The sequence below is a fragment of the Streptomyces sp. NPDC054842 genome (genome assembly GCF_053611025.1).
The window spans coordinates 1-11,874 of the sequence record NZ_JBSGZN010000001.1 but is presented as its reverse complement, the minus strand read 5'-3'; the positions used below and the strand labels follow the sequence as shown (position 1 = coordinate 11,874).

The following is an 11,874-nucleotide window of genomic DNA, read 5'->3' as shown; positions in this document are numbered from 1 at the left end:
CCCACCACCGCCGACACGCCGGCCGCAACGCGCGCCCGCCACGCCCACCCCGAACCCGACACCCCCGTACGCCGTCACCACCCCGGCCCCAACACCCCCCGCACCCCACGACCAGCCCGCCCCCGCCCCTCGCCCCACCCGGCGGCTCCGCCGCCACCCCCGGGAGAGGCCCGCACCGCCGCCTGGCCGCACCCCGCGGCACGCCGCACCCCACGTGGGGGGACCGGTGGACCTGCCCGATAGCCTTCCGCCATGACCTCCCTGCGTTCCTCTGCGCGCCGCCGTCGCGCCGTCGCCGCTGTCGGCGCCGTTTCCGCCGGGCTTCTCGCCCTGTCCGCCTGTGACAAGCCGACGCCGCTGGCCACCGTCACGGTGGGCAAGAACTCGGTGAGTTCCGAGACCGACTGCTACGACGACGGCAAGGCCCTCAAGACCTCCGAGCTGGCGGACTGCCTGAAGTCCAAGGACATCAAGTCCATCAAGGTCGACCCCGACGAGACCGTCCGGTTCGGTGTCGACCCGGACGTCGCCGACGAGGGCTGGACGATCCTCATGAACGGCCGCCCGTTGACCGACTCCAGCAAGAAGACGTACCGCACGATCCCCGGCAGCGTGTTCTTCAACGCGGAGTACGGCGCCAGCGGCGACTCGACGCTCATCTCCGTCCGCCAGGGCGACGAGAAGGCCGCGACCGGCCTGTGGTCGTTCAAGCTGAAGAAGGACGCCTGATCACGTCCGCCGCAGAACTCCCGGGCACGGCTCGCACGCGTGTCCTCGTGGCCACCGCGGTTCCCGCCGAACGGGACGCGGTGGCCCGGGCGTTCGCACCCCCGGGCCGGGACACGGCCCCGCACGACGTCCCGCTCCCCGGGGTGACCCTGCGCCGGGCGCCGGGGCACGACCTGCTCGCCGCGGGCGTCGGCCCCGCCCTCGCCGCCGCCGCCACGGCCACCGCGCTCACCGCCGCCGCGCTCGGCGGAGCCCCGTACGACCTGGTCGTCTCCGCGGGCATCGGCGGCGGCTTCCAGCCCGGCGCGCCCGTCGGCTCGCTCGTCGTCGCCGACGAGATCACCGCCGCGGACCTCGGCGCGGACACCGCGGACGGCTTCGTCCCCGTCACCGCCCTCGGCTTCGGGACCGTCACCCACCACCCCCCGGAATCACTCGTACGAGACCTCGCCGCGGCCACCGGAGCCGCCCTCGGAACGGTCCTGACCGTCTCGACGGTGACCGGCACGGCCGCCCGCGCCGCCGAGCTGCGCGCCCGCCACCCCCGCGCCCTCGCCGAGGCGATGGAGGGCTTCGGCGTCGCGGAGGCGGCCGCCCTGCACGGCGTGCCCGTGCTGGAGATCCGCGCGGTCTCCAATCCCGTCGGCCCGCGCGACCGCGCCGCCTGGCGCATCGGGGACGCCCTCGCCGCGCTCACGGAGGCCTTCGGGAAGCTCGCGCCCGTACTGGAGAGTTGGAACCGACATGACCGCAGCCACTGAATCCGCCGCGCCCGTCCGCATCGCGTACTCGCCGTGCCCGAACGACACGTTCGTCTTCGACGCCTGGGCCCACGGCCGCGTCCCCGACGCGCCGCCGCTCGACGTGACCTTCGCGGACATCGACATCACCAACGGCATGGCCGAACGCGGCGAGTCCGACGTGCTGAAGGTGTCGTACGCCGTGCTGCCCTACGTCCTCGACACGTACGCGCTGCTGCCCTGCGGCGGCGCGCTCGGACGGGGCTGCGGCCCGCTGGTGCTGACCCGCGAGCCGGGGGCGGACCTCACCGGCCGCACGGTCGCCGTGCCCAGCGAGCGCTCGACGGCGTACCTGCTGTTCCGGCTGTGGGCGGCGGACACGCTGCCCGGCGGGGTGGGCGAGGTCGTCGTCATGCCGTTCCACGAGATCATGCCGGCCGTACGGGACGGGCGGGTCGACGCGGGACTCGTCATCCACGAGGCGCGGTTCACGTACGGCGACTACGGGCTGCACAAGCTCGCCGACATGGGCGAGCACTGGGAGCGGACCACGGGCCTGCCCATCCCGCTGGGCGCGATCATCGCCAAGCGGTCGCTGGGCGAGGAGCGGCTGAAGCGCCTCGCCGAGTCGGCCCGCGCCTCGGTCCGCGCCGCCTGGGACGACCCGGAGGCCTCCCGCGGCTACGTCCTGGAACACGCCCAGGAGATGGACCCGGCCGTCGCGGACCAGCACATCGGCCTGTACGTCAACGAGTTCACGTCGGATCTGGGCGAGGACGGCTACGCCGCGGTCCGCGGGCTGCTCACCCGCGCGGCGGCCGAGGGACTGGTACCGCCCCTCGGCCCGGAGGCGCTGAACTTCCCCTGAGCCGGCCGGCGGGGGACCGCCGGGGCGCCGTGCGGCTCCCCGGCCGTCCGGCCCGCGGAGGTTCAGACGTCGAGCTGGTCGGCGACCGCCCGCAGCAGGCCGGCGATCTTGTGACCGGAGGCCTTGTCGGGATAGCGGCCCTTCTCCAGCATCGGCGTGATGTTCTCCAGGAGGGTCGTCAGGTCCTGGACGATGGAGGCCAGTTCGTCGGGCTTGCGGCGCTGCGCCGCGGCGACCGAGGGGGTGGGGTCCAGGATCGTCACCGAGAGTGCCTGGTCGCCGCGCTGGCCGGCGACGACGCCGAACTCCACCCGCTGACCCGGCTTGAGAGCATCGACTCCGGCGGGCAGGACCGAGGAATGGACGAAGACGTCGCCGCCGTCGTCGCGGGAGAGAAAGCCGAAGCCCTTCTCACTGTTGAACCACTTGACCTTGCCCGTTGGCACTCTGTCCTCGTCCTCGTACTCGTCGGGAACTGCGCGGAAATGGACCGGGACAACGGCGCGGGCAACTGCCCGGAAACTGCCCCGGATAGCACTACAGCGGGTCGTCGGACCCGCCGGTACCAAGGCTAATGGTCCGAGGGCCGGTGACAAGACGTCGCCGGATGGTTCCTTCGGGCTGGGAACTACCCTGGTGGAGTGCGTGACAAAACCCAACCGAATTCCGCGGAGCCCGGTGACTGGCTGATCCGCGCCGGTGCCGTCGTCTTCTTCGTCGGCGCCGTGGCCACTCTGGTCACGGTGGCCCCGCTGCTGCTCGGCACGACGCCCTTTCCGACGTACATGTTCGGTCTGAGCATGCTGATGGGCGTCGGCTTCCTGCTGGCCGGAGCCGGGGTGTTCCAGTCGCTGGCGGCGGGCCGCCGCCGGGCGCGCGCCTCGCGCGCCTCGCGCTCCTAGGGTCTGTCTGACCATTTCCCGTCGTCGCCCGGAGGGCGGCCTCGCGGCGTCAGGTGCGTGCTCTGGGGGGTCCCCCGGCCGGAGGCTGGGGGAGTGCCGGGCGCAGAGCCTCGTACTGGACGTACTCGGGTCCGCGCCCGGTGCGGCGAGAGTGCGTGCATGGCGTTGCGAGGCAGACGGGAATGGTCGGACAGGCCCTAGCGGGGGCGCCCCGGACCGCCGGCGGCGCTCGGCGCGAACACGTCGCCCGTGCCGCCCGGATCAGCCTGCCGTGTGGCTCCTCAGCCAGGCCGGAAACCGCGTGAGGTCCGCGAGGACGACGTCCGCTCCCGCGGCGGTCAACTCCGCCGCGTCGCAGGGGCCGGTGGCGACGGCCACGGAGTACGCGTCCGCCAGGCGGGCGCCCCGGACGTCGCCGGTGTGGTCGCCGACGTAGACGCTCGCGCCGTGTTCGCGCAGCGCGGCCGCCTTCTGCTCGGCCCAGAGGTTGCCCACCACCGCGTCGGCGTCGATGCGCAGGTGCTCCAGGTGCAGTTTGGCGTTGGGCTCCCACTTCGCGGTGACGACGACGGCACGGCCGCCCGCCGAGCGCACGGCCTCGACCGCCTCCCGGGCGCCGGGCATCGCGAGGGAGCCGGTGATGGCGTGTTCGGGGTACATCTCGCGGTAGAGGTCGGCCACGGCGGCGACCTGTCCGGCCGGGAACCAGTTGGCGAGCTCGTCCTCCAGCGGTGGTCCGAGCCGGGTGACGACCAGGTCGCAGTCGATGTACGCCCCGGTCCGCGCGGAGAGCGCCCGGTAGCAGGCGTGGATGCCGGGGCGGGAGTCGATCAGGGTCATGTCGAGGTCGAAGCCGACGGTCGGCGCGCGCGAAGTCATGGGGGCCATTGTGCCGAGCGGGCCGGACCGGCCGGCCGGGACGTCCGACGCGTGGACCGGGGGTCCCGCCGTGCGACCGCGCCGGACGTGAGCAGGGTGCGCCTCGGGCGGCCTCGGCCGGGCGCCGTGACGCCGGTCCGGCCGGAACGGCACGGTCCAGGGCCTACCGGCGCCGCTGGGAGCGCCAGGCCAGGTAGAGGGCCGAGGCGACGGCGGCACCGCGGACGACCCAGGGCCAGGTCTCGGCCATCGCGTCGCTGAGGTGGCCCTCGGCGACGGGGTCGCCCCAGCGGCCCTCCGTACGGCCCCACAGCCAGACCAGTCCGGCGGTGGCGGCCAGCCCGGGGAGCACCAGGGCCGCCCACTTGGCCTCGGCGGGGGTGAGCCGGCGCGAGGTGTAGGCGATGAGCCAGCCGAGGCCGAGGGCGACCCAGTTGCCGAGGGCGGCGCCGACGACGAGGAGGGCGGCGGCGAGCAGCAGCAGCGGGTTGGTCGGGCTGCCGCCGCCGAGCCGGGGCAGCAGCCGTCGGCGGCGGGCGGGGGCGGCCTCCACGGTCTCCTCCGTCGCCGGGGCGGGGGCCTGGGCGGGGACGGCCGGGGTCTTGTCGCCGGCGGGGGTCTCCGGTTCGCGCGGCGGCGGCTTGAGTATCTCGGGGATCTCGACTCCGCCGACGAATCCCGGCACGCTCTCGCCGGGACCGAAGGTGTGCGCGTCCACCCGCCACCAGTCCGGCTGGGTGGCGCTGTCGCCGAGTTCGTGGGTGCCGGCGAGGTGGGGCGGCGACGGGATGTCGCGGGGCTCCGGGGCGGGTTCGGGTTCCGCGGGGCGGGGGCGCGGGACGGCGCGGCGCAGGCCCCGGGGGCGGTCGTCGGCCGGGCGGTCGCGGCGGTCGCGGGTGCGCTGGACGGGGACGGCGGCGCGGGTCTCGGGGCCGTCCGGCGGCGGTTCGGCCCCGGGTGTCGTGCCGGCGGCGGTGGCGACGACCTCGTCCGGGCTGCCGAGGCGGGCCAGGATGCGGCGGACGGAGGCCGGGCTGTCGACGGGCGCCTTGGCCCGGCGCCGGTCGATCTCGCCGCGCAGTTCGGACACCAGCCGCATCCGCGTCGCGGACGGCAGTTGCCGCTGCTGGGCCAGGTCCCCGACCCGGCTCAGGTAGTCGAAGACGAGCTGGTCACTCTCGATCCCCACGAAGTCCCCTCCGGGGCGCGTGCGTTGTGTTCCCCGCCCACCCGACGGTACCGGGTGGGCCGCCCCGGCCGCCTGTTCCCGTCCCGTGGCGGCCCATCCGCCGCCGGGAGGAGGCGGTTCCCGTCCTCCCAGTGGCCCCCTTGGCCGTGTGGCGCGCCCGTCCCCGCGTCGCGGGCACGGCGGCGCGGCGCACGCGCCCGGGCCGCCACTCGCTGCCCGGTCACGGCTGCTTCGGGGTGCCGTGGGCGGGTTCGGGGCGTCGTCCGGGGCGAGACGGGACGGGGCGGCGGGGGGCGCAACCGCTACCGTTGGCCGGATGAGCACCGAGGAGCAGCCCACGACGGAGTCCGCACCCGCGGGGAACGCGCCGCGCTCCCTGGCGGAGGCCCTCCGCGCGCGGAGCGACGCCTCCCTGTCCGCGCTGCTGCGCGCCCGCCCGGATCTGATCACGCCGGTGCCCACCGACCTCACGCAGCTGGCGACGCGGGCGGGTACGCGTGCCTCGGTCGTGCGTGCCCTGGAGCGGCTGGACCGGTTCGCGCTGCAGACGGCGGAGGCCCTGGCGGTGGCTCCGGAGCCGGCGGCGTACGAGGACCTGCTCGGGCTGATGGCGGGCGACGACCGGGACCCGGTGACCGCGGGGGCGCTCCCGCAGGCCCTGGGGACGCTGCGGGAACAGGCGCTGGTGTGGGGCCCCGACGACCGTCTGCGTCTGGTCCGCACCGCCCGTGAGCTGCTGGCGCCGTCCCCGCAGCATCCGTCCCCGACGGGGCTCGGGCCGACGGTCGCGGAGGCGGCGGCGGGCATGTCGCCGGGCCGGATCCAGGAGATCGTGACGGCGGCCGGGCTGCCGACGACGCACGACTCCGTGTCGGCGGTGGCGGCGCTGACGGAGCTGTTCACGGACCGCGGCCGGATGTCGGCGCTGCTCGACGAGGTCCCGGCCGACTCGCTGGAGGTGCTGTCCCGGCTGGTGTGGGGCCCGCCGTACGGACAGGTGACCGCGGACCCGGCGCCCCGGCTGCGGTTGCTGCTGGACCGCGGGCTGCTGCTGCCGACGGCGCCCGGCACGGTCGTCCTGCCCCGGGAGGTCGCCCTGCACCTGCGGGCGGGCCGCGCGCACCGTGAGACGCAGCCGTTGCCGCCGGTGGTCGGGCCCGCGGCGACGCACCGTCCGGAGATGGTGGACGCGACGGCCGCCGGGCAGGCGTACACGGCGCTGGCGACCGTGGAGGAGCTGCTGAAGGACTGGGACGAGGGAGGCCCGGCCGTGCTGCGCGCGGGCGGTCTGAGCGTGCGGGACCTGAAGCGGACGGCCGTCGCGCTGGACGTGCCGGAGCCCGTCGCGGCCTTCTGGGTCGAACTCGCTTACGCGGCGGGGCTGCTGGCCTCGGACGGTGACACCGACGAGCGGTACGCGGCCACGCCGGCGTACGACGAGTGGCTGGAGCTGCCCGCGGCCGAGCGCTGGGCGCGGCTGGCGACGGCGTGGCTGGCGGCGACCCGGACGGCCGGACTGGTCGGTGGGCGGGACGCGAAGGACCGGACGCTCTCGGCGCTGGGCCCGGGTCTGGACCGCTCGGCGGCGCCCGAGGTCCGGCAGCGCGTCCTCGCCCTGGTCGGCACGCTGCCCGAGGGCGCCTCGCCCGATCCGGACTCCCTGCTGGCCCGGCTGCGGTGGGAGCGGCCGCTGCGGGGTGCCCGGCCGGCGGCGGACGACGATCTGCGCACCCGGCTGGCGCGGTGGACGCTGTCGGAGGCCGAGTCGCTGGGCGTGACCGGGCGGGGGGCGCTGTCGTCGCACGGGCGGGCGCTGCTGGGACTGCCGTCCGGGGACGCCGGCGGCACCGGGGACTCCGGGGACGGTGAGCCGTCGGGCCCGGGTGACCGGCTGCCGGTCCACCGGCGCCGTCCGGCGGGCGCCGGGGTGCCGGTGTCGCGTACGCCGGCCGAGCGGGCCGCGGACGCGGAAAGGGCGGCGCGGCTGCTGGCGCCGCTGCTGCCGGAGCCGCTGGACCACGTGCTGTTGCAGGCGGACCTGACGGCGGTGGCGCCGGGGCCGCTGCGCCGTCCGCTGGCCGACATGCTGGGGGTGCTGGCCGACGTCGAGTCCAAGGGCGGCGCGACGGTGTACCGGTTCACGCCGGGGTCCGTGCGGCGGGCGCTGGACGCGGGCCGGGCGGCGTCGGACCTGCACGCGTTCCTGGCCGAGCACTCGCGTACGCCGGTGCCGCAGCCGCTGGCCTATCTGATCGACGACGTCGCGCGCCGCCACGGCCATCTGCGGATCGGCGCGGCGTCGGCGTACGTGCGGTGCGACGACGACGCGATGCTGAACGAGATCCTCGCCGACAAGCGCTCGGCCGGTCTGCGGCTGCGGCGGCTCGCGCCGACCGTGCTGGCGGCGCAGGCGGAACCGGCGGCGCTGCTGGAGGGGCTGCGGGCGATGGGGTTCGCGCCGGCGGCCGAATCGGCGGAGGGGGATGTGCTGATCACGCGCGCGCATGCCCGCCGGACGCCGCCGCGGTCGGCTCCCGAGCCGGTCCCGGAGGGTCCCCCGGTGCCGGACGCGACCCTGCTGGGTGCGGCGGTCCGGGCCGTCCGCGCCGGTGACCTGGCGTCGACCGCGCCCCGCAGGACGGCTCCGGACGCCGACCCGGCCGCCGCCGGTGAGCTGCCCCGCACGAGCCCCGCCGAGACCCTGGCCACGATGCAGGCCGCGGTCCTGACCGGCGAGAGCCTGTGGATCGGGTACGTGAACGCGGAGGGCGCCGCCAGTCAGCGCGTCATCGCCCCCGTCCGTGTCGAGGGCGGTTTCGTGACGGCGTACGACCACACGGCGGACGAGGTGCGCACCTATCCGCTGCACCGGGTCACGGGTGTCGCGGAGCTGGCCGACGAGCGGCCCTGACGGCGGCCTCGACCTGATCGGAGCCCGGTACGGCACACTGGACGTTTGGCCGCACGCCTCGGATGCGGGCCGGGACCGGAAAGGGCACTCGCGTGAACGGACCCCTCATCGTCCAGTCGGACAAGACCCTGCTCCTCGAGGTCGACCACGAGCGGGCGGACGAGTGCCGTCGGGCGATCGCCCCGTTCGCGGAGCTGGAGCGGGCGCCGGAGCACATCCACACCTACCGGCTGACGCCGCTGGGGCTGTGGAACGCGCGCGCGGCGGGCCACGACGCCGAGCAGGTCGTGGACGCGCTCGTGCAGTACAGCCGCTATCCGGTGCCGCACGCGCTGCTGGTGGACATCGCGGAGACGATGGACCGCTACGGGCGGCTGACCCTCAGCAAGCACCCGGCGCACGGGCTGGTCCTGACGACGACGGACCGGCCGGTGCTGGAGGAGATCCTGCGGTCGAAGCGGGTCGCGCCGCTGGTCGGGGCCCGTCTGGACGCCGACACGGTCGCCGTGCACCCGTCGGAGCGCGGGCAGATCAAGCAGACGCTGCTGAAGCTGGGCTGGCCGGCGGAGGACCTCGCCGGGTACGTCGACGGCGAGGCGCACCCGATCGAGCTGGCGGAGGACGGCTGGGCGCTGCGCCCGTACCAGAAGCAGGCCGTGGAGAACTTCTGGCACGGCGGCTCCGGTGTGGTCGTGCTGCCCTGCGGGGCGGGCAAGACGCTGGTGGGCGCCGGGTCGATGGCGCAGGCCAAGGCGACCACGCTGATCCTCGTCACGAACACCGTCTCGGCCCGGCAGTGGAAGCACGAGCTGGTGAAGCGGACGTCGCTGACGGAGGAGGAGATCGGCGAGTACAGCGGTACGCGCAAGGAGATCCGGCCGGTCACCATCGCGACGTACCAGGTGCTGACGACCCGGCGGAAGGGTGTCTATCCGCACCTGGAGCTGTTCGACTCGCGGGACTGGGGGCTCATCGTCTACGACGAGGTGCACCTGCTGCCCGCGCCCGTCTTCAAGTTCACCGCCGATCTCCAGGCGCGGCGCCGGCTCGGCCTGACCGCCACCCTGGTCCGGGAGGACGGCCGGGAGTCGGACGTCTTCTCGCTGATCGGGCCGAAGCGGTTCGACGCGCCGTGGAAGGAGATCGAGGCGCAGGGGTACATCGCGCCCGCCGACTGCGTGGAGGTCCGGGTCAACCTGACCGACTCCGAGCGGCTCGCCTACGCCACCGCGGAGACCGAGGAGAAGTACCGGTTCTGCGCGACCACCGCGACCAAGCGGAAGGTCACGGAGGCGCTGGTGCGCAAGTTCGCCGGGCAGCAGATCCTCGTCATCGGCCAGTACATCGACCAGCTCGACGAGCTGGGTGAGCACCTGGACGCCCCGGTCATCAAGGGCGAGACGTCGAACGCGCAGCGCGAGAAGCTCTTCGAGTCGTTCCGGCAGGGCGAGATCAGCGTCCTGGTGGTGTCGAAGGTCGCGAACTTCTCGATCGACCTGCCGGAGGCCACGGTCGCCATCCAGGTGTCGGGCACCTTCGGGTCGCGGCAGGAGGAGGCGCAGCGCCTCGGCCGTGTCCTGCGGCCGAAGGCCGACGGCCACCAGGCCCACTTCTACTCGGTCGTGGCCCGCGACACCATCGACCAGGACTTCGCGGCGCACCGCCAGCGGTTCCTGGCGGAGCAGGGGTACGCGTACCGGATCGTGGACGCGGACGAGCTGCTCGCGGACAGCTGACGCCGGTCAGGGCGCGGGCAGGGTGAACACCAGGAACAGCACCGTCACCGGCGGCAGCAGGGCGCCGCAGGCGGCCCAGGCCCGGGTGCCCGCCCAGCGCCGCTTCCAGGGCAGCGCCCACGACGCGATCAGGAACACGCTGGTGATCGGGCCGCCGAAGTAGAGGAGCCACCCGATCACGGCCAGGGAGTCCGTGAGCGCCTGGGAGCAGTGGTCGGGGCCGCAGCTGTCCGTGGCCATGAAGGAGAGGCCGCCGAGGGCGAGCGCGGCCGGGCCGAGCAGCAGCAGGAGCACGGAGGCCGTGACGGGCGCGATCCAGGCGCGGCGGTGCGGTTCATCCGCCGGGGGCGGGGTCGTCCGCCGCGGTGCGGTGGGCCGGGACGCGAGGTGCGGTGTCGTCATGCCCGCATTGCATCGTCCCGCGCGGTACCGGCACACCGGTGCGGATACTCAGGGGACGCGGGTCGGCGTACTCAACCGGGGCGCGGGGCCGGCGTCGGCGGCGGTGCGCCGCCGCCAGGAGGCCGACCGCCAGCAGGGGGTACGGGGACGCCGGGAGCTGCTGCCACCACGGCAGGTGCAGGTCCAGGTCGCCCCGGTGCGGGACCAGCCACAGGGTGCGCGCCGTGAACACGGCGGCGGTCAGCGCCGCGAGGACGGTGCGCCCGTCGGCGAGCAGGACCGCGAGCAGCGGTAGGCACCACACCCAGTGGTGGGACCAGCTGACCGGCGACACGAGCAGCGCGGTGCCCGCCGTGAGCAGCACGCCGACGCGGGCGTCGGCGGCACGGCACGCGAGCCGCAGGCCGGCGCAGGCGGCCGGTACCGCCACCAGCGCCCAGGCCGTGCCCGGCGCGGGGTCGCCCAGGGCCCGCGCGAGCAGCCCCTGAAGCGACTGGTTGTCGACGATCCACACCTTGCCGACCCGGTCGGTGTCGAAGAGGCGCCGGGTCCAGAAGTCGACGCTCGCGGCGGGCAGCGCGAGCGCGCCGAGCAGGACGGTGCCCGCGAAGGACGTCAGCGCCGTCAGTCCGTCCCTGGACCGCGCCCCCGGCCGTGGTCGAGGGCGCCGGGTGCACAGCAGGTACGCCACGAAGAGGAGGGGGGTCAGTTTGATCCCGGCCGCGACACCCACGGCGATCCCCCGGCCCGGGGCGCCCGGCGGGCGGCACAGGTCCCACAGGACGAGGCAGGCGAGCGCCAGGTTGATCTGGCCGAACAGCACGGTCTGGAAGACGGGTTCGAGCCACAGGGCGAGGGCGGTGGCCGTGCACACCGCGGGGGTGCTCGCGGGCAGTCCGGCGAAGCGGCGGGAGAGCCGGACGAGGAGGGCGAGCAGCGCGGTGTTACCGGCGAGGAAGGCCGCCTTGAGGGCGAGCGGCGAAAGCCAGGCCGCGGGCACGAACAGGAGCGCCGCGAACGGGGGGTACGTGGCGGGCAGCCGCCACTCGGTGACCGTGAAGGCGTACAGGTCGCCGCCGGTGACGACGGCCGCGCCCTCCGCCCGGTAGACGAAGGCGTCCGCCATGGGCGCGCGCTGGAGGACGCACAGCGCGACGAAGGCGGTGAGGGACAGGGCGAGCAGCGTGCCCGCCACGGCGGGGTTCGCGCCCAGTGCGCGGAGGGTCACGTTCCGTCGGATCACCCGGGGACCCTAGTGTCCGCGCGGGCCGGGCCGGTACGCCGACGCGGCCGGGCTTCGGGCGGGCGGGTGCGTGTGGGCGTCGGGCGCTTTCCGCCGGTGATGGGTCGGGGCCGTGCCGGTACATCCGGCCGTCGGTAGTTGGTGTCGGCCTCTGCTACCAGCGTTCCTCGGTTGCGTAGGTCCCGTACCCGACGGCCATCTGATGTACCGGCACGGCCCCTCCCGTGCGAGGGCGGCTGCGGGCCGTCGTTCCCTGCGGTCCGGGCGGGCGGGAG

The 11,874-nt window shown here is 75.2% G+C and carries 11 protein-coding genes; 6 read left to right on the top strand and 5 right to left on the bottom strand.

Annotation, left to right across the window (positions count from 1 at the left end; genetic code table 11):
- The first annotated feature begins 252 nt into the window (after positions 1–252).
- The 3 genes from ACWGIS_RS00055 to ACWGIS_RS00045 are packed head-to-tail and all read left to right on the top strand — an operon-like array spanning position 253 to position 2,337.
- The gene (locus ACWGIS_RS00055; RefSeq protein ID WP_453360115.1) at positions 253–729 is read left to right on the top strand and encodes a DUF2771 domain-containing protein; all 477 of its coding nucleotides are present in this window, start codon (positions 253–255) and stop codon (positions 727–729) included.
- Positions 699–1,490: a futalosine hydrolase gene (locus tag ACWGIS_RS00050; protein ID WP_453360114.1), complete on the top strand. Its 792-nt coding sequence runs from the start codon at positions 699–701 to the stop codon at positions 1,488–1,490. Before ACWGIS_RS00055 ends, ACWGIS_RS00050 begins: the two co-directional genes overlap by 31 nt.
- Positions 1,474–2,337: a 1,4-dihydroxy-6-naphthoate synthase gene (locus tag ACWGIS_RS00045; RefSeq protein WP_453360113.1), complete on the top strand. Its 864-nt coding sequence runs from the start codon at positions 1,474–1,476 to the stop codon at positions 2,335–2,337. Before ACWGIS_RS00050 ends, ACWGIS_RS00045 begins: the two co-directional genes overlap by 17 nt.
- 62 nt (positions 2,338–2,399) lie before the next feature.
- On the opposite strand, the gene ACWGIS_RS00040 is transcribed toward ACWGIS_RS00045, so the two are convergent.
- On the bottom strand, positions 2,400–2,783 hold the full coding sequence (locus tag ACWGIS_RS00040) for a cold-shock protein (RefSeq protein WP_121402260.1): 384 nt from the start codon (positions 2,781–2,783) through the stop codon (positions 2,400–2,402).
- Positions 2,784–2,978: 195 nt separating this feature from the next.
- Between ACWGIS_RS00040 and ACWGIS_RS00035 the strand changes: the two genes are divergently transcribed.
- A complete protein-coding gene (locus ACWGIS_RS00035; RefSeq protein ID WP_453360112.1) occupies positions 2,979–3,239 on the top strand; it encodes a hypothetical protein in 261 nt (86 codons plus the stop codon).
- Positions 3,240–3,500: 261 nt separating this feature from the next.
- On the opposite strand, the gene ACWGIS_RS00030 is transcribed toward ACWGIS_RS00035, so the two are convergent.
- Both ACWGIS_RS00030 and ACWGIS_RS00025 read right to left on the bottom strand, forming a co-directional pair.
- A complete protein-coding gene (locus ACWGIS_RS00030) occupies positions 3,501–4,127 on the bottom strand; it encodes an HAD family hydrolase (RefSeq protein ID WP_453360111.1) in 627 nt (208 codons plus the stop codon).
- 154 nt (positions 4,128–4,281) lie between these two features.
- Positions 4,282–5,307, bottom strand: coding sequence for a hypothetical protein (locus tag ACWGIS_RS00025; RefSeq protein ID WP_453360110.1), 1,026 nt, complete (start codon positions 5,305–5,307; stop codon positions 4,282–4,284).
- A gap of 316 nt (positions 5,308–5,623) precedes the next feature.
- Here ACWGIS_RS00025 and ACWGIS_RS00020 point away from each other — a divergent pair, with 316 nt between their 5' ends.
- Together ACWGIS_RS00020 and ACWGIS_RS00015 are read left to right on the top strand one after the other, a co-directional pair.
- Positions 5,624–8,218 (top strand): helicase-associated domain-containing protein, encoded by a 2,595-nt coding sequence (locus ACWGIS_RS00020; RefSeq protein ID WP_453360109.1) that lies wholly within the window; start codon positions 5,624–5,626, stop codon positions 8,216–8,218.
- A 92-nt stretch (positions 8,219–8,310) separates the two neighbouring features.
- On the top strand, positions 8,311–9,954 hold the full coding sequence (locus ACWGIS_RS00015; RefSeq protein WP_453360108.1) for a DNA repair helicase XPB: 1,644 nt from the start codon (positions 8,311–8,313) through the stop codon (positions 9,952–9,954).
- A gap of 6 nt (positions 9,955–9,960) precedes the next feature.
- On the opposite strand, the gene ACWGIS_RS00010 is transcribed toward ACWGIS_RS00015, so the two are convergent.
- Positions 9,961–10,356 (bottom strand): hypothetical protein, encoded by a 396-nt coding sequence (locus ACWGIS_RS00010; protein WP_453360107.1) that lies wholly within the window; start codon positions 10,354–10,356, stop codon positions 9,961–9,963.
- Entirely contained in the window at positions 10,289–11,599 is a 1,311-nt protein-coding gene (locus ACWGIS_RS00005) for a glycosyltransferase 87 family protein (RefSeq protein WP_453360106.1), read from the bottom strand. The genes ACWGIS_RS00010 and ACWGIS_RS00005 overlap by 68 nt, the downstream gene beginning before the upstream one ends.
- Positions 11,600–11,874: the final 275 nt, after the last annotated feature.